Source organism: Pseudomonas putida, assembly GCF_001941965.1.
GTDB classification, from domain to species: Bacteria; Pseudomonadota; Gammaproteobacteria; order Pseudomonadales; family Pseudomonadaceae; genus Aquipseudomonas; species Aquipseudomonas putida_L.
Genome location: NZ_MKZO01000058.1, coordinates 294,809 through 312,731 on the forward strand (window position 1 = coordinate 294,809; position 17,923 = coordinate 312,731).

Sequence of the window (17,923 nt, forward strand, 5' to 3'; positions counted from 1 at the left end):
CCATGGCCGAACTGCTCCCCCTGTCCCCGGTACCGCTCTATTCCCAGCTCAAGGAAGTGCTGCGCGAGCGCATTCTTGATGGCACCTACCCGCCGCACAGCCGCATGCCGTCGGAGAGCGAGCTGGGCAAGGCCTTCGAGGTCAGCCGCATCACCGTGCGTCAGGCACTGGGGGATTTGCAGAAGGAGGGGCTGATCTTCAAGATCCATGGCAAGGGCACCTTCGTCGCCAAGCCCAAGGCCTTCCAGAACGTCAGCACCCTGCAGGGCCTGGCCGAGTCGATGACGCAGATGGGCTACGAGGTGATCAACCGCCTGCGCAGCCTGCGCCATGTGCCGGCCAACGCCCTGGTGGCGGCACGCTTGCAGATCGAGGAGGGCGCGCCGGTCACCGAGATCCGCCGCGTGCGCCTGATCAACCGCGAGCCGGTGTCGCTGGAACTGACCTGGCTGCCCCGCGCCGTCGGCGAGAAGCTGGAGAAGGCCGACCTGGTCACCCGCGACATCTTCCTGGTGCTGGAGAACGACTGCGGCATCGCCCTCGGCCATGCCGACCTGGCGATCGATGCGGTGCTGGCCGACAGCGACCTGACCCAGGCCCTGGACGTGGAAGAAGGCTCGCCGATCATGCGCATCGAGCGCCTGACCCACACCGCCGACGGCACGCCGCTGGACTTCGAACACCTCTATTACCGTGGCGACGCCTTCCAGTATCGCCTGCGCATCGACCGCCAGAAGGGGCCCAAGGCATGAGCATCGCGACCCAGGACTACGACATCGTCATCATCGGCGGCGGCACCGCCGGACCCATGGCCGCGATCAAGGCCAAGGAGCAGAACAAGGCCCTGCGCGTGCTGCTGCTGGACAAGGCCAACGTCAAGCGCAGCGGCGCCATCAGCATGGGCATGGACGGCCTGAACAACGCGATCATCCCCGGCCATGCCACGCCCGAGCAGTACACCAAGGAAATCACCGTGGCCAACGACGGCATCGTCAACCAGACGGCCGTCCACGCCTACGCCACTCACGGCTTCGAGACCATCGAGCAACTGGACCGCTGGGGCGTGAAGTTCGAGAAGGACGAGACCGGCGACTACGCGGTGAAGAAGGTCCACCACATGGGCGCCTACGTGCTGCCGATGCCGGAAGGTCACGACATCAAGAAGGTGCTCTACCGCCAGCTCAAGCGCGCCCGGGTAGAGATCAGCAACCGCATGGTCTGCACGCGCATCCTGCTGGATGGCGAAGGCGCCGCCGCCGGGGTGCTCGGTTTCGATTGCCGCAGCGGCGAGTTCCGGGTGATCCGGGCCAAGGCCGTGGTGCTGGCCTGCGGCGCTGCCGGGCGTCTTGGTCTGCCGTCCTCGGGCTACCTGATGGGCACCTACGAGAACCCGACCAATGCCGGCGACGGCTACGCCATGGCCTATCACGCCGGGGCCGAGCTGGCGAACCTGGAATGCTTCCAGATCAACCCGCTGATCAAGGACTACAACGGCCCGGCCTGCGCCTACGTCACCGGTCCGCTGGGCGGCTACACCGCCAACAGCAAGGGCGAGCGCTTTATCGAGTGCGACTACTGGAGCGGCCAGATGATGTGGGAATTTCACCAGGAGCTGGAGGGCGGCAACGGGCCGGTGTTCCTCAAGCTGGATCACCTGGCCGAGGAAACCATCCAGAACATCGAGGAAATCCTGCACAGCAACGAGCGGCCGAGCCGCGGGCAGTTCCATGCCAATCGCGGTACGGATTACCGCCAGCACATGGTCGAGATGCATATCTCCGAGATCGGCTTCTGCTCCGGGCATTCGGCGTCCGGGGTGTGGGTCAACGAGAAGGCCGAGACCAGCGTCAAGGGGTTGTATGCGGCCGGTGACATGGCGGCGGTGCCGCACAACTACATGCTCGGGGCCTTTACCTATGGCTGGTTCGCGGGCGTCAACGCGGCCAGTTATGTCGCCGAGCGGGACTTCGCCGAAGTGGACGTCGAGCAGGTGGAGCGCGAGCGCGAACGGGTCTTTGCGCCGCTGCACCGCGAGCACGGCCTGCCGCCGGCGCAGGTCGAGTACAAGCTGCGGCGCATGGTCAACGACTACCTGCAGCCGCCCAAGGTGACCAAAAAGATGGAGATCGGCCTGGCGCGCTTCGCCGAGATCGAGCGCGACCTGGCGCAGATGAAGGCGCATAACCCGCACGAGCTGATGCGAGCGATGGAAGTGGCGGTGATCCGCGACTGCGCCGAGATGGCGGCCCGGGCCTCGTTGTTCCGCGAGGAGAGCCGCTGGGGGCTGTATCACCACCGGGTGGACTTCCCCGAGCGCAACGATGGCGAGTGGTTCTGCCATTGCCATCTGAAGAAAGGCGAGGACGGCGGGATGACCAGTTTCAAGAAAGCGGTCGAGCCGTACCTGATTGCACTGGATGCGGAGGAGCAGACGGCTTATGAGCGCTTGCGCGTGCGAGTCGATGCCGCCTGATTTTGCAGTGGTCTTGCGGGCCTCATCGCTGGCAAGCCAGCTCCCACAGGGACCGTGGTGCATGCAATACCTGTGGGAGCTGGCTTGCCAGCGATGAGGCCATCAGCCACACCACAAGCTTAATTGTCAGCCACAGATAAAGAGAGCCACAGGCTCCAAGGACACCGTGAAATGGCCTATCAAGCCCAGGACATCTTCTTCCGCAGCAGCGCCCCGGTGACCATCGACGAGGACAAGTGCATCGCCGAGAAAGGCTGCACCGTGTGCGTCGAGGTCTGCCCCATGGACCTGCTGGCGATCAACCCGGCGACCCAGAAAGCCTACATGGCCTTCGACGAGTGCTGGTACTGCATGCCCTGCGAAAAAGACTGCCCCACCGGCGCGGTAAAGGTCGAGATTCCGTACCTGCTGCGCTGATTCAAAAACTCGAGCAATACGCCATCCGGAGAACCACCGGACGCCCAGACCCGACCCCCTCGTTTCCCACCACCCAGCCTGGTGGCGGAGACGATTCCAATACTTAAATGATTCGAGGGGAAACACCATGCGCCTTGCAACAACCGTGGCCGGCCTTGCGCTGGCGATCGCCGGGCTGAATGCCCAGGCCGAGACCATCCGCGTCGCCATCGGCACCCAGGACACCACCATCAACTGCGCCACCGGCGGCCTGCTGATCCGCGAACTGGGCCTGCTCGACAAGTACCTGCCCCACGACGGCAAGTACAAGGACGCCCAGTACCAGATCGAATGGAAGAACTTCACCAGCGGCGCCCCGCTGACCAACGAGATGGTCGCCGGCAAGCTGGACTTCGGCGCCATGGCCGACTTCCCCGGCTCGTTCAACGGCGTCGCGCACCTCGATGCCGGCAAGCGCAGCCTGTTCATCAGCGTGCTGTCCGGCAGCGTGCACGGCAGCGGCAACGGCATCGTGGTGCCAGCCGCCTCCAGCGTGCAGTCGCTGGCCGAGCTGAAGGGCAAGACCATCTCCGTGCCCTTCGCCTCCACCGCCCACGGCATGCTCTTGCGCGCCATCGCCGCCCAGGGCTGGGACCCGCAGAAAGACGTGCGGATCATCGCCCAGGCCCCGGAGATCGCCGGCTCCGCACTGCGCAGCAACCGCATCGAGGCCCACGCCGACTTCGTGCCGTTCGCCGAGCTGTTCCCCAACCGCGGCTTCGCCCGCAAGATCTACGACGGTGCGCAGGCGAATGCGCCGACCTTCCATGGCGCCCTGGTCGATGCCGACTACGCGAAGAAATACCCGGAAGTGGTCACCGCCTACCTGCGCGCCAGCCTCGAAGCCGACCGCCTGATCGCCGCCGAGCCGGAGAAGTACAGCGAGCTGATCGAGAAGGTCACCGGTATCGAGGCCGAGGTGAACTACCTGTTCCACGGCCCGCTCGGCCTACAGACCCGCGACCTGACCTGGAAGCCCGAGTACCGCCAGGCCGTCGCCACCTCCATCGACACCCTCAAGCTGCTGAAGAAGACCGACCGCGGCCTCGACACTGACAAGTTCATCGACGACCAGTACATCCGCGCCGCTTTCAAGCAGGCCGGCCAGGACTACGACGCCGCCCTGAAGAACTACGCGCCGCTGCCGCTCAAGGCCAACGACGCCATGACCGGCAAGCCGATCACCGACTTCAGCCGCCTGGCGCAGATCTGGGTGCGTGGCGAGGACAAGGTCCGTCATTACGCTTCGCCGGAAGCGGCGCTGACCGCCCTGGCCCAACTGGAGCAGGAGGGCAAGGACATCCGCGCCATCTACGCCCAGGCGGCGGACAGCGGGATCAAGCTGCTGGCCAACCAGGCCTGGTTCGTGCGCAACGGCCAGGGCGAGCTGTCCGCCTTCCTGCTCAAGGACCAGGCCGAGCAGTACGCCAAGGCCCATGGTGGCGAGGCCGTGGACTTCGTCGATGCCAGCCGCAAGCTGGTGGCCCAGCGCTGACCGGTCGGCCCCGCAAGGGGCCTGACCCCGGAGACCTTGCATGACGAGCACCTTCAAGCGCTGGCCGGTTCGGCTGCTGTCGCTGCTGGCCTGCCTGCTGTTCTGGCATGTCGCGGCCAGCGCCAAGCTGAACTTCGGCCTGTTCACCTTCACTTATGTCCCCACGCCCAAGGCCGTGCTCGATGCCGCCTGGCAGCTGTTCACCTCCAGCACCCTGGTCGCCCACCTCACCAGCAGCCTGTCGCGGGTCTTCGCCGGCTATCTGCTGGCGGCGGTGCTGGGTGTCGGCCTCGGTTTGCTGATCGGCCGCTCGAAATGGGCCGAGGACACCCTGCTGCCGCCGCTGGAGGTGCTGCGGCCGATCCCGGCGGTGGCGTGGATTCCGCTGGCGATCCTGATGTTCCCGTCGTCCGAGCTGTCGATGGTCTTCATCACCTTCACCGGGGCGCTGTTCCCGGTGCTGCTGAACACCGTGCATGGCGTCGAGGCCGTGGACCCGCGTCTGCTGGCCTCGGCCCGCAGCCTCGGCGCCGGGCGCCTGGCGATCCTGCGTGAAGTGGTCCTGCCCGGCGCGCTGCCGAGCATCTTCACCGGACTTGCCATCGGCATGGGCACTTCGTGGTTCTGTCTGGTGACTGCCGAGATGATCTCCGGGCAGTTCGGCATCGGTTACTACACCTGGGAGTCCTACACCTTGCAGAACTACCCGGACATCATCGTCGGCATGCTCCTGATCGGCGTGCTGGGCATGGGCAGCAGCGCACTGGTCAAGCGCCTTGGCGCGCTGGCCACGCCCTGGTATCGCGTGCGGAGGGCGTCGTGATGAGCAGTTATCAACAGGCCCCGGAGCCGGGGCGGATCGATGCCCGTGGCGTGTCCATTCGTTTGGGGCAGGGCAGCCAGGCCTTCGAGGCGGTGCAGGCGCTGGACTTCGCCATCGAGCCGGGGGAGTTCGTGTGCATTCTCGGGCCGTCCGGGTGCGGTAAGTCCACCTTGCTGGGGGCGTTGGCCGGGCACCTGGTGCCCAGTGGCGGGCAACTGGAGGTGGATGGCCTGCCCGTGGACGGGCCTTCGCCGCAGCGCGGCATGGTCTTCCAGCACCACACCTTGCTGCCGTGGCGAAGCGTGCTGGACAACGTCGCCTTCGGCCTGAAGATGCAGGGCCAGGGCAAGGTCGAACGGCAGCGCCGGGCATTGGAGATGTTGCAGTTGGTGGGCCTCGCCGACTTTTCCGAGCGCTGGCCCAGCCAGTTGTCCGGCGGCATGCAGCAGCGCGCCGAGATTGCCCGGGTGCTGATCAACCGCCCGCGCCTGCTGCTGATGGACGAGCCGTTCGGCGCCCTCGACGCCCAGACCCGTTCGCGCATGCAGGAGCTACTGCTGGATATCTGGACGCGCATTCGTACCACCGTGGTCTTCGTCACCCATGACATCGACGAGGCGCTGTTCCTCGCCGACCGCATCCTGGTGATGAGCCCGCGCCCCGGGCGCTTTATCGAAGACCTGCGCCTGACCTTCCCCCGTCCGCGGCAGGCCAGCCTGCTGACCAGTCCGGAATTCACCCATCTCAAGCGTCACTGCCTGGCCCTGCTGCGCCACGAGGAGGGCCGCGAACTGCCGCGCCTGACCCCGCTGGGCCTGCCGGACACTGACCATCCACCGTTACGGATTGCCCTATGAGCGAAAGAACCAGCGACAACCCCGACATTCTTGAACTGCTGCCGCGTATCAATGATGCCGACGCCGCGGTGCGGCGTATTGCCCTGATCGACCTGGCGGACCTGGAAGAGCCCGATGGCCTGCCCTGGCTGACCGACGCGCTGCTGGTTGATCCGGCGGCCGAGGTGCGGGCCGAGGCGGCGCGTTTGCTGGAAGCGTGGGAAGAGCCCGAGGTGGTGCAGGCGCTGTGTGCCGCGCTGGCGGACAGCGCCGAGCCGGTGCGGCTGGCGGCGGCGCAGAGCCTGAGTGAATTGAAAAGCCTGGAGGCGGGGCAGTTGATCCTGCCGTGGGCCAAGCATGCCGATGCTTTCGTGCGGGCCAGTGCCTTGCGGGCGTTGCGTGAGTTGCGCCTTGAGGACGCGGCGGGGCCGGCCTTGCTGGCGCTGGAGGATCCGGAGGCGGCGGTGCGGCGTGAGGCGGTGGGGATTCTGGGGTGGTTGAAGCATCAGCCTGCGTTGCCGGCACTGGCGCGGCTGGCGGCGGAAGAACCGGATACCGAAGTGCGTCGGGCGGCCATTGGTGCGCTGGGCCTGGGTCGGGACACTGCTGTGCTGGCGGCGCTGACGGCGGCATTGAAGGATGACGCCTGGCAGGTCAGGGAAGAGGCGGCGACCACCTTGGGCAAGGTTGGTCAGGAAGAGACCGGGCCGGCGTTGATCGACGCCTTGCAGGACGGCTATTGGCAGGTTCGCCTGCGTGCGGCCCGCGCGTTGGGGCGTCTGCGTCACCGGCCGGCGTTGGGCGGGCTGGCCGAGCTGCTGGGGCATGGCATCGCCAACCTGCGCAAGGAAGCGGCGCTGGCGCTTGGCGAGCTGGGCGACGCGGCGGCGTTGCCGACGTTGCGTGAGGCCGAAGCGGACAGCGATCCGGAAGTGCGCAAGGCAGTGCGCATCGCCCTGGTCCAGTTGCAGGGCGCGGTCTGATGATCGCCCCGAACGCGGTGCGCAACCGGCGCGAGGCGGGCGAGCTGGTCCTGCAATGGGGCGATGGCGAGCAGGTGATCAGCCATGCGCGGCTGCGGGGGGCGTGCCCGTGTTCGCAATGTCGAGCAGGCAGGCTGGGCGGGCGGATCGACCTGGTCAGCGAGGCGGTGCGGGTGCAGCGGGTGGAAGGGCAGGGCTATGGTGTGCAGTTGGTGTTCAGTGATGGGCATGAGCGGGGGATTTATCCCTGGGCGTACCTGAAGGAACTTGGGTGTTGCTGATGGCCTCATCGCTGGCAAGCCAGCTCCCACAGGGATTTGCATGCGCCGCGGACCCTGTGGGAGCTGGCTTGCCAGCGATAGGGCCAGTGAAGTCACCGCCGGTCGCCTGCCCCTACCACCCATTCCGTCAATCGTTCTTTTTTTCGAACGCCCCCTTGTCCTTTTAACGGGTTGCTCCTAGGATCTCGTTCGAGATTTCAAACGCTCGACGCCTGCGAGTGGAACATTGGCCCGGATCCGGTGCCTCATTTCCTACAGGCAAGCGCCCCGCAGGGTGCTTACTCAACTACCAATAATTCGCGCCGTCCGTGCACGGTGTTCAAGGGAAGTCGACATGCAGCTCAAAGACGCTCAGTTGTTCCGTCAGCAAGCCTTCATCAACGGTGAGTGGCTGGATGCGGACAGCGGCCAGACCATCAAGGTGACCAACCCGGCCACCGGTGAAGTCATCGGTACCGTGCCGAAAATGGGCGCTGCCGAAACCCGCCGTGCCATCGAAGCCGCCGACAAGGCCCTGCCGGCCTGGCGCGCACTGACCGCCAAGGAGCGCGCTGGCAAGCTGCGCCGCTGGTTCGAGCTGATGATCGAGAACCAGGACGACCTGGCTCGCCTGATGACCACCGAGCAAGGCAAGCCACTGGCCGAAGCCAAGGGCGAAATCGCCTACGCCGCTTCCTTCATCGAGTGGTTCGCCGAAGAAGCCAAGCGCGTCTACGGCGACGTCATCCCTGGCCACCAGCCTGACAAGCGCCTGATCGTCATCAAGCAGCCGATCGGTGTTACCGCCGCCATCACCCCGTGGAACTTCCCGGCCGCGATGATCACCCGTAAAGCCGGCCCGGCCCTGGCCGCTGGCTGCACCATGGTGCTCAAGCCTGCTTCGCAGACCCCGTACTCCGCCCTGGCCCTGGTCGAGCTGGCTACCCGTGCCGGCATCCCGGCTGGCGTGCTGAGCGTGATCACCGGCAGCGCCGGCGAAGTCGGTTCCGAACTGACCGGCAACTCCCTGGTGCGCAAGCTGTCCTTCACCGGCTCGACCGAAATCGGTCGCCAGCTGATGGAAGAATGCGCCAAGGACATCAAGAAGGTTTCCCTGGAACTGGGCGGTAACGCGCCATTCATCGTGTTCGACGACGCTGACCTGGACAAGGCAGTGGAAGGCGCGATCATTTCCAAGTACCGCAACAACGGCCAGACCTGCGTCTGCGCCAACCGCATCTACGTGCAGGACGGTGTCTACGACGCCTTCGCCGAGAAGCTGAAAGCCGCGGTCGCCAAGCTGAAGATCGGCAACGGTCTGGAAGAAGGCACCACCACCGGCCCGCTGATCGACGGCAAGGCCGTGGCCAAGGTCCAGGAGCACATCGAAGACGCCGTCTCGAAAGGTGCCAAGGTCCTGTCCGGTGGCAAGCTGATCGAAGGCAACTTCTTCGAGCCGACCATCCTGGTCGACGTACCGAAGACCGCCGCTGTCGCGAAAGAAGAGACCTTCGGCCCGCTGGCGCCGCTGTTCCGCTTCAAGGACGAGGCCGAAGTCATCGCCATGTCCAACGACACCGAATTCGGCCTGGCCTCGTACTTCTACGCCCGCGACATGAGCCGTGTGTTCCGTGTTGCCGAAGCGCTGGAATACGGCATGGTCGGCATCAACACCGGCCTGATCTCCAACGAAGTCGCGCCGTTCGGTGGTATCAAGGCGTCGGGCCTGGGCCGTGAAGGCTCCAAGTACGGCATCGAGGACTACCTGGAAATCAAATACCTGTGCCTCAGCATCTGAGTCGCGGTTAAGGCTTTACCTCTGCCAGCGGGGCGCGAGAGCGACGTCTCGCTGGCCTTTTTTACACAGGAACACCCGGCGGCCCGGGCCACGCCAGCAGTCGATCAACGAATACTGCCTGCCGTGAATACCGGTCGCCACTCTGAACTCGCCGCCTGATCGGCGAACTGAGGACTTTATGAGCAAGACCAACGAATCCCTGATGCAGCGTCGCGTCAACGCCGTTCCACGTGGCGTCGGCCAGATCCACCCGATCTTCGTCGATACCGCGAAGAACTCCACCGTGATCGACGTTGAAGGCCGCGAACTGATCGACTTCGCCGGCGGCATCGCAGTACTGAACACCGGTCACCTGCACCCGAAAGTGGTCGCGGCTGTCCAGGAACAACTGACCAAGGTCAGCCACACCTGCTTCCAGGTCCTGGCCTACGAGCCGTACGTCGAGCTGTGCGAGAAGATCAACGCTCGCGTTCCAGGCGACTTCGCGAAGAAGACCCTGCTGGTCACCACCGGCTCCGAAGCCGTTGAAAACGCCGTCAAGATCGCCCGTGCCGCCACCGGCCGTGCTGGCGTGATCGCCTTCACCGGCGGCTACCACGGCCGTACCATGATGACCCTGGGCCTGACCGGTAAAGTCGTGCCTTACTCCGCAGGCATGGGCCTGATGCCAGGCGGCATCTTCCGCGCCCTGTTCCCGAACGAGCTGCACGGTGTGAGCGTCGACGAGTCGATCGCCTCCATCGAGCGCATCTTCAAGAACGACGCCGAGCCACGTGACATCGCCGCGATCATCATCGAGCCCGTTCAGGGCGAAGGCGGCTTCCTGCCGGCGCCGAAAGAGCTGATGAAGCGTCTGCGCGCCCTGTGCGACCAGCACGGCATCCTCCTGATCGCTGACGAAGTGCAGACTGGCGCTGGCCGTACCGGCACCTTCTTCGCCATGGAACAGATGGGCGTTGCGCCTGACCTGACCACCTTCGCCAAATCCATCGCTGGCGGCTTCCCGCTGGCCGGTGTGTGCGGCAAGGCCGAGTACATGGACGCCATCGCCCCAGGCGGCCTGGGCGGCACCTACGCCGGTTCGCCGATCGCTTGCGCCGCGGCCCTGGCCGTGATCGAAGTGTTCGAGGAAGAGAAACTGCTGGAGCGCAGCCAGGCGGTTGGCGAGCATCTGGTCGCCGGTCTGAAGGCTATCCAGGCCAAGCACCCGATCATCGGTGACGTGCGCGCCCTGGGCTCGATGATCGCCATCGAAGTCTTCGAGAAAGGCACCCACACCCCGAACGCCGCTGCCGTGAACTCGGTAGTCGCCAAGGCGCGTGACAAGGGCCTGATCCTGCTGTCCTGCGGCACCTACGGCAACGTCCTGCGGATCCTGGTTCCGCTGACCGCCGAAGACGCGCTGCTGGACAAAGGCCTGGCAATCATCGAAGAGTGCTTCGCTGAACTCGCCTGATTTGTGATGCGCTAGAGAAAAAACCCGCTTCGGCGGGTTTTTTTTCGTCTCCGTGATGAACTTTGGGCGCTAAGGTTTCTAAGGGTTACAGGAGAGGTGCCGGAAGGTACGCTGGACTGCGTAATAGCCGCAAGGAGAGACCGATGACTGCTGTAGACCTCGCTGCCGCGCCCAAGGTGATGATCGCCGAGGGAGACCCGTGGGTGCGGGACATGTTGACCCAGATGTTGCTCAGTGTGCGCTGCGACGCTGAAGTGAAGGTCTGCGCCAATGGCAACGAAGCGCTGGAAGGCCTGTCCGGCAAGCCCGACCTGATCATCGCCGCCCGCGAACTGCCGGGCCTGGATGGCCTCGACCTGTTGCGCAAGGTGCGCTCGCGGCCGCGTACGCCGGCCTTGCCGTTCATCATCATCAGCAGCCGCAGCGACGTGACCAGCGTGCGCGAGGCCCTGCCGTTGGCGCCGACGGCCTACCTGACCAAGCCGCTGAATCTGGAAGCCCTGCGCCAGCGCCTGGAAGAGCAGTTGCTCAAGGTGGGCGAGTCCATCGCCTGCGAAGTGCCGCCGCTGCGGGCCGGGCTGACCTTGTCGCGGTTTATCGAGGAACATCGGGCCACGGCCGATGGCGGGCCGTTGTTCGCCGATGTGCAGCAGGCGATCAAGCGTGCGCTGAACCCCCAGGGCCTGGATTTGCGGGTGCTGGAGGAGGAGGTGCGTGCCGATCCGCAGATCACTGCGGTGCTGATCGCAGCGGCCAACAGTGCGGCGCTGCACCGTGAAGGCGGCGTGCAGACGCTGTTGCAGGCGCTGAACAAGCTCGGGACCACCCAGAGCATGAACCTGATCCTCGGGCTGGCGCTCAAGCGCAGTGCCAAGCTCAGCGACCCGGTGCTGGCGCGCTATGCCGAGCAGTACTGGAACCTGTCGCTGCGCGCCGCGGAATACGGGCGCAACCTGGCGCAGATGCTGGAGCTGGATTACGAGCGCTGTTACTGCGCCGGATTGCTGCATTGCCTGGGCGACCTGGCGTTGCTGCGTTGCCTGCAGGAATGGCGGCTGGGCGGTGGCGAGCTGGACGAGAACGAGATCGAGGTGGCGCTGGGCAAGGCGGGCGCGGCCTATGGTTCGGCCCTGCGCACACGCTGGCGCCTGCCGCTGGAGCTGCGTGAGCTGATTGCGGCGGTGTATCAGCTGGGTGGTGGGGTGTATTCCCGGGAAGACCTGGTGATGAACCTGGCGGGGCAGATGGCGCGGTTGACGGCGGAGGACGGGCTGGACGAACTGGCGGCCGGGAAGACGGCGCGGCTGCTCAAGGTGGGAAGGGCGGAGCTGGCGCGGTTGCGCAAGGAATAGGATTCTTTATTGATCTTCCGGGCCCTATCGCTGGCAAGCCAGCTCCCACAGGGATTGCATGCGCCGCGGACCTTGTGGGAGCTGGCTTGCCAGCGATAGGGCCCGGAAGAGCAACATCAAATCAGGATCAGCCCAGAACGATCTGGTTCTTCCCTTGCCGCTTCGCCTGATACATCGCCGCATCCGCCCGCGCGAACAGGTCATCCAGCACCCCATCCTCGCCGTTGAGCCCGGTCAGCCCCTGGCTCACGGTAATCCCATAGGTCTGCCCTTCATGACTGAAGCTCAGCCGCTGGATCTCCCGCTGCAAGCGCTGCGCCACCTGCATGGCCATCTCCGGCGGACACCCCGGGAACACCGCGGCAAACTCCTCGCCACCAATCCGTCCGAACAGATCCCCGCGCCGTAGCGCCGCCTTGCCGCTGTCGGCGATCCGCTGCAACACCTGGTCCCCCTCGGGATGCCCGTAGGTGTCGTTGACCTGCTTGAAATCATCGATATCCAGCAACAGGAACGACAACGGCGTGCCCTCCACCCGCGCCCGGTCGAAGGCCTCGCCGGCGCATTCGAAGAAGTGCCGGCGGTTGCTGCTCTGGGTCAGCACGTCGGTGGTGGCCAGGCGCTGCAGCTCGCCTTCGAGCTGCTTCTTGTCGGTGATGTCCTCGGCCATGCCTACCACGATCACCCGCTGGCCTTCGCCCTGCTGGTTGATAAAGCACTTGTCGCTGAGCCAGCGCACCTGGCCGTCGGCGGCAATGATTCGGTATTCGCGGTCTTCCACCGCGCCCTTGACCAGCACCTCGGCCAGGGTGCGCTCGGCGTAGTCGAGGTCGTCGGGGTAGATCGCGTCGCGCCACTGGTTGTAGTCGGCCAGCAACAGGCTGGCGGAGCGACCGAAGATGCGCTCGTAGGCCGGGCTGACATAGAGGACCTGACGGCTCTCCCAATCGAAGGCCCAAAGTACGGCGTTGACACTGTCCAGCAGCGAGCTGAACAGCTGCTCGCGCTCGCTCAGGCGGGCGACTTCGCCCTGGGCGTGCATCAAGGCCAGCAGCGTCTGGGCAGCTTCTGGAGGTGCGGTGAACGGCGGGGTGTTCTTGACCATGTTCGCAGTACTTCTAGTAAGGCGCAGGGAGTGGCCACGGCCCGGCCCGCCAGGCGGGCGACATATCTGGTAAGAACTTGATTTCGGGGGGAAGTTCCGAAACGGGCGCCCCAGAACGGGGCGCACCGATCAGTGGCCGTCAGGCCAGGGCAGGGCGCAGCGAGTAGGTTTTCAGCTGTGCGGCGAACTCGCGCAGGGAGTGGATGCCGCTGGCCTCGGCCTCGTGCACCCAGTCCTTGATGGCCGCGAGCATGTCGTGGCCGTTGGCGCTGGTGCGGGCCCAGATCTGCTGCAGGGCCAGGCGCTTCTCGTAGATCACCTTCAGCGCGTGGCTGTGCTCGAGCATGGTCTGGATGCGCTGGTGATGGCGGTCCTCCAGCAGGCTGGTCTCCCGCGAAAGCAGGCGCTTGGCGCGGCGGAACTGGTGGCGCACCGAGTCGTCGACCCGGGCCAGCTCCTGCTTGACCAGCGGCGCGATCACCAGCTTGCGGTACTGGGCCATGATCTGGAAGCGGTTGTTGAGGATCGCCATGGCGGTGTCCATGTCCAGCTGGCCCTTGCCTTCGACCCGGTGGGCGATCGGCGCGACGCGCTGCACCTTGGCCAGGCGCAGCCAGGTGAACAGCTTGATCCAGGCCCAGCCCATGTCGAACTCCCAGCGCTTGACCGAGAGCTTGGCCGAGTTGGGGTAGGTGTGGTGGTTGTTGTGCAGCTCTTCACCGCCGATCACGATGCCCCAGGGCACGAGATTGGTGGCGGCATCCTTGCATTCGAAGTTGCGATAGCCCACCGCATGGCCCAGGCCGTTGACCACGCCGGCGGCCCAGAACGGAATCCACATCATCTGCACCGCCCAGATGGTGACGCCGATGGTGCCGAACAGCAGCAGGTCGATCAGCGCCATCAGGGCGATACCGCCGAGCTTGTAGCGGCTGTAGAGGTTGCGCTCGATCCAGTCCTCGGGGCAGTTCTTGCCGTAGATGCGCAGGGTTTCCGGGTTCTGCGCCTCGGCGCGGTACAGCTCGGCGCCCTTGCGCAGCACGGTGGACAGGCCCTTGATCACCGGGCTGTGCGGGTCGTCCACGGTTTCGCATTTGGCGTGGTGCTTGCGGTGGATGGCGGTCCATTCGCGGGTGTTCTGCGCCGTGGTCAGCCACAGCCAGAAGCGGAAGAAGTGCTTGAGCCCGGCATTCAGCTCCAGGGAGCGGTGCGCCGAATAGCGGTGCAGATAGACCGTGACCGCGACGATGGTCACGTGGGTCATCAGCAGGGTGACCGCCAGCAGTTGCCAGGCCGACAGGTCGAGTAAACCGTAGTACCACATAGGTGGAAGTGCCCTCTTAGAGCGGTTGAACAGCGATGGTCATTATTACCACCATGTCAAATAAAACCAGTCGGCCTTTTAGATAAGAGGTCAACCGGGAAAACTATCCCTATAATGCCCCATCTTTTGATGTGGGCATCCGAGACGCTATGTCTGTTTCCGCACGAGAAGCCTTGCGCATGGCCGCGCTGTACCTGGGGCTGTCGCTGTTGTGGCTGGTCGTATCTGATCAAATATTAAGCAGTGTTTTCGATGATCCGGTGGAAAGGGCCGGCTGGCAGCTGATCAACGCCTATGTCTGGGCGGGCTGCAGCGCCTTGCTCATCTTTTTCTCGCGAGTACGACTGCTCAACTTCATCGGGGTCGGCGCGCGCCTGCGGCGTGAAGACCGCGAGCGCCTGCGCATGGCCGCCGCCGTGTTCGACAGCACCCTGGAAGGCGTACTGGTCAGCAATGGCGACGGGATCATCGTCCACGTCAACCGCGCCTTCATGAACATCACCGGCTACAGCCGTGACGAGGTTATCGGCCAGCGACCCAACAAGTTCAAGTCCGGACGCCACGACCAGGCCTTCTACCAGACCATGTACGCCACCCTGCACGAGAAAGGCGAGTGGAGCGGTGAAGTGTGGAACCGACGCAAGAGCGGCGAAGTGTACCCGCAATGGCAAACCATATGCGCAATTCGCGACGATAGCGGGCGTTTGACACACTATGTTGCAGTTTTCAGCGATATCAGTGCCATCAAACACACCGAGCGTGAACTGGCCCACCTGGTCCACCATGACCCGCTGACCAACCTGCCCAACCGCCTATTGTTCAACGACCGCGCCGCCCAGGCGCTGGCTGCGGCGCAGGTCAACAAGCGCGGCTGCGCCTTGCTCTTGCTCGACCTCGACCACTTCCAGAACATCAACGACAGCCTGGGCCACAACATTGGCGACCAGTTGCTCAAGGCCGTGGCCGACCGCCTCAAGCTGGTGATCGACCCGGGCGTGACCCTGGCCCGGCTGGGCGGCGACGAATTCGCCATTCTCAGCGAGAACTGTGGCCAGGTCGCGCAAGCGGCGGACCTGGCCCAGTTGATCGTCAATGTGCTGAAAGAGCCCTACGAGCTGGAACATCATCGCCTGTTCAGTACGGTCAGCATCGGCATCAGCCTGTTCCCGGGCGATGCGCAGAGCGCCGAGCAACTGCTGCGCAACGCCGATGCAGCGCTGTTCAAGGCCAAGAGCAATGGCCGCTCCGGCTACGCGCTGTACACCGAAGAACTCACCGCCCATGCCCAGCAGCGGGTGGAGACGGCCAGCGAACTGCGCCGGGCCCTGGAGCAGGACGAGTTGCGGGTCTACTACCAGCCGGTGCACGACCTGTTCAGCGGCAAGATGATCGGCGCCGAGGCCTTGGTGCGCTGGGAGCATCCGCAGCGCGGGATGATCTCGCCGGGGGAATTCATCCCGATTGCCGAGCGCACCGGGCTGATCGCCGATATCGACATGTGGGTGATGCGCCAGGCCTGCCAGCAGATGGTGCGCTGGCTGGGGGAGGGCAAGGTCCTCGACTTCGTCGCCTGCAACGTCTCCAGCCGGCTGTTTGCCCACCGCGAGATGTACAAGCAGGTCGCCCAGGTGCTGGCCGACACCGGGCTGGAGCCGTCGCGGCTGGAGGTCGAGGTGACCGAAAGCGCGGTGATGGACGATCACGAAGTGGCGCTGGAGCAACTTCATCGCCTGCGCGACCTGGGCTTGCGCCTGGCCATCGATGACTTCGGCACCGGCTATTCCTCGCTACTGCGGCTCAAGCGCTTGCCGGTGCAGAAGCTGAAGATCGACCAGGGCTTCGTCGCCGGTTTGCCCGGGGATGACGATGACGTGGCGATTGTCCGGGTGATCATCGCCCTGGCGCGGAGCATGGGCATGGCGATCCATGCCGAGGGCATCGAGCAGTCGGAGCAGGCGCGTTTCCTGCTGGAGCACCAGTGCGACATGGGGCAGGGGTACTGGTATGGGCGGCCGGTGCCGGCTCGGGATCTTAGGTTTTGAGCTTCAAGCTCTAAGCTTCAAGCTGCAAAAAAGGGCAAAGGCAGTCCGGTGCAACGCCGACTGCTTTTTCTTATGACTTAAAGCTTGAAGCTTGAAGCTGTTTTTCAGTTATATAAAAATTCTTAAATAGTATTTTTAAGAATATTCAGCCCCCCCTAAGATTGCTCCCACACCAGGCGCAGTCACCTTCCTACACATGCTGCTCCAGGGCCCCCTCATTTTCAGGAGCACGAGCATGAGCGCATCTCTGCGTAGCGTTGACGGTCAGGACGAAGCCACCATCCTGCGTGAAATCCAGAGCGCCCTGCGCGACCTGCGCTTCGGCGCCGTGGAAATCACCGTGCACAACGCGCAAGTCGTGCAGATCGAACGCAAGGAAAAATTCCGCCTGCAGAACCCGGGCAACAAGCCGAGCTAAGCTCGCGCGTCCCAGGTCTACCTAATTAGAAAAAAGCCAATCGGGAGCTTCACCATGTCTATCCGCCGTTATGCCCTGGCCGCACTCGCCAGTGCTGTTTTTGCCGGTTCCGCCATCGCCAAGGACTACGAGCTGCTGAACGTGTCCTATGACCCTACCCGCGAGCTGTATCAGCAGTACAACGCCGAGTTCATCAAGCACTGGCAACAGGCCAACCCCAGCGACAAGGTGAAGATCCAGCAATCCCACGGTGGCTCGGGCAAACAGGCCCGTGCAGTGATCGACGGCCTGCGCGCCGACGTGGTGACCCTGGCCCTGGCCGGCGACATCGACGAAGTCGCCAAGCTCGGCAAGACCCTGCCGGAGAACTGGCAGACCCGCCTGCCGGACGCCAGCACCCCGTACACCTCGACCATCGTGTTCCTGGTCCGCAAGGGCAACCCGAAAGGCATCAAGGACTGGGGTGACCTGATCAAGAAGGACGTCTCGGTCATCACCCCGAACCCGAAAACCTCCGGCGGCGCCCGCTGGAACTTCCTCGCCGCCTGGGCCTACGGCCTGAAAGCCGGCGGCAGCGAAGCCAAGGCCCAGGAGTACGTGAAGGAGCTGTTCAAGCACGTTCCGGTCCTGGACACCGGTGCCCGCGGCTCGACCATCACCTTCGTCAACAACGGCCAGGGCGACGTCCTGCTGGCCTGGGAAAACGAAGCCTTCCTGGCCCTCAAGGAAGACGGCGGCAACGATAAGTTCGAAATCGTCGTACCATCGCTGTCGATCCTCGCCGAGCCGCCAGTGGCCGTGGTCGACAAGAACGCCGAGAAGAAGGGCAACGAGAAGATCGCCGAGGAATACCTCAAGTACCTGTACAGCCCGGTAGGCCAGAAGATCGCCGCCGACAACTTCTACCGTCCGCGTGACGAGAAGGTCGCTGCCCAGTACGTCAACCAGTTCCCGAAACTCGACCTGGTGACTATCGACAAAGACTTCGGTGGCTGGAAGACTGCCCAGCCCAAGTTCTTCAACGATGGCGGCGTGTTCGACCAGATCTATTCGGCGCAGTGATTTCGCCTGTCTAGAATGCTTGTTTCGTAGCCAGCATGGG

Annotated in this window: 16 protein-coding genes; 14 read left to right on the forward strand and 2 right to left on the reverse strand. The window is 64.4% G+C overall.

Annotated elements, in window-relative coordinates:
- Positions 1-2: 2 nt before the first annotated feature.
- The 11 genes from PSEMO_RS27115 to PSEMO_RS27165 all read left to right on the forward strand — a co-directional run bounded on the left by PSEMO_RS27115 (position 3) and on the right by PSEMO_RS27165 (position 11,932).
- Positions 3-752, forward strand: coding sequence for a GntR family transcriptional regulator (locus PSEMO_RS27115; RefSeq protein ID WP_075805967.1), 750 nt, complete (start codon positions 3-5; stop codon positions 750-752).
- Positions 749-2,473 (forward strand): fumarate reductase/succinate dehydrogenase flavoprotein subunit, encoded by a 1,725-nt coding sequence (locus tag PSEMO_RS27120; RefSeq protein WP_075805968.1) that lies wholly within the window; start codon positions 749-751, stop codon positions 2,471-2,473. Before PSEMO_RS27115 ends, PSEMO_RS27120 begins: the two co-directional genes overlap by 4 nt.
- 171 nt (positions 2,474-2,644) lie before the next feature.
- Positions 2,645-2,890, forward strand: coding sequence for a 4Fe-4S dicluster domain-containing protein (locus tag PSEMO_RS27125; protein ID WP_009400169.1), 246 nt, complete (start codon positions 2,645-2,647; stop codon positions 2,888-2,890).
- A 127-nt stretch (positions 2,891-3,017) separates the two neighbouring features.
- Positions 3,018-4,424: an ABC transporter substrate-binding protein gene (locus PSEMO_RS27130; protein ID WP_075805969.1), complete on the forward strand. Its 1,407-nt coding sequence runs from the start codon at positions 3,018-3,020 to the stop codon at positions 4,422-4,424.
- A gap of 40 nt (positions 4,425-4,464) precedes the next feature.
- Positions 4,465-5,247: an ABC transporter permease gene (locus PSEMO_RS27135; protein WP_075805970.1), complete on the forward strand. Its 783-nt coding sequence runs from the start codon at positions 4,465-4,467 to the stop codon at positions 5,245-5,247.
- Entirely contained in the window at positions 5,247-6,104 is an 858-nt protein-coding gene (locus PSEMO_RS27140; protein ID WP_075805971.1) for an ABC transporter ATP-binding protein, read from the forward strand. Before PSEMO_RS27135 ends, PSEMO_RS27140 begins: the two co-directional genes overlap by 1 nt.
- The gene (locus PSEMO_RS27145; RefSeq protein WP_075805972.1) at positions 6,101-7,066 is read left to right on the forward strand and encodes a HEAT repeat domain-containing protein; all 966 of its coding nucleotides are present in this window, start codon (positions 6,101-6,103) and stop codon (positions 7,064-7,066) included. The genes PSEMO_RS27140 and PSEMO_RS27145 overlap by 4 nt, the downstream gene beginning before the upstream one ends.
- Positions 7,066-7,347, forward strand: coding sequence for a DUF971 domain-containing protein (locus PSEMO_RS27150; RefSeq protein ID WP_075805973.1), 282 nt, complete (start codon positions 7,066-7,068; stop codon positions 7,345-7,347). Before PSEMO_RS27145 ends, PSEMO_RS27150 begins: the two co-directional genes overlap by 1 nt.
- A 334-nt stretch (positions 7,348-7,681) precedes the next feature.
- Positions 7,682-9,124: an NADP-dependent succinate-semialdehyde dehydrogenase gene (gene gabD / locus PSEMO_RS27155; RefSeq protein WP_075805974.1), complete on the forward strand. Its 1,443-nt coding sequence runs from the start codon at positions 7,682-7,684 to the stop codon at positions 9,122-9,124.
- Between the two features lie 178 nt (positions 9,125-9,302).
- Complete coding sequence (gene gabT / locus PSEMO_RS27160) at positions 9,303-10,580, forward strand: 4-aminobutyrate--2-oxoglutarate transaminase (RefSeq protein WP_075805975.1); 1,278 nt, start codon at positions 9,303-9,305, stop codon at positions 10,578-10,580.
- 143 nt (positions 10,581-10,723) lie between these two features.
- Complete coding sequence (locus tag PSEMO_RS27165; protein ID WP_075805976.1) at positions 10,724-11,932, forward strand: response regulator; 1,209 nt, start codon at positions 10,724-10,726, stop codon at positions 11,930-11,932.
- A gap of 127 nt (positions 11,933-12,059) precedes the next feature.
- Here PSEMO_RS27165 and PSEMO_RS27170 read toward each other — a convergent pair whose 3' ends face one another.
- Both PSEMO_RS27170 and desA read right to left on the reverse strand, forming a co-directional pair.
- A complete protein-coding gene (locus tag PSEMO_RS27170) occupies positions 12,060-13,037 on the reverse strand; it encodes a GGDEF domain-containing protein (protein WP_075805977.1) in 978 nt (325 codons plus the stop codon).
- Between the two features lie 139 nt (positions 13,038-13,176).
- A complete protein-coding gene (gene desA / locus PSEMO_RS27175; RefSeq protein ID WP_075805978.1) occupies positions 13,177-14,361 on the reverse strand; it encodes a delta-9 fatty acid desaturase DesA in 1,185 nt (394 codons plus the stop codon).
- Between the two features lie 149 nt (positions 14,362-14,510).
- Between desA and dibA the strand changes: the two genes are divergently transcribed.
- From dibA to PSEMO_RS27190, 3 genes are all read left to right on the forward strand, one after another.
- A complete protein-coding gene (dibA, locus tag PSEMO_RS27180) occupies positions 14,511-16,403 on the forward strand; it encodes a phosphodiesterase DibA (RefSeq protein ID WP_075805979.1) in 1,893 nt (630 codons plus the stop codon).
- Between the two features lie 235 nt (positions 16,404-16,638).
- Positions 16,639-16,821: a sulfur starvation response protein OscA gene (gene oscA / locus PSEMO_RS27185; RefSeq protein WP_007941032.1), complete on the forward strand. Its 183-nt coding sequence runs from the start codon at positions 16,639-16,641 to the stop codon at positions 16,819-16,821.
- A 54-nt stretch (positions 16,822-16,875) separates the two neighbouring features.
- A complete protein-coding gene (locus PSEMO_RS27190) occupies positions 16,876-17,883 on the forward strand; it encodes a sulfate ABC transporter substrate-binding protein (RefSeq protein WP_075805980.1) in 1,008 nt (335 codons plus the stop codon).
- The last annotated feature ends 40 nt before the right edge of the window (positions 17,884-17,923 follow it).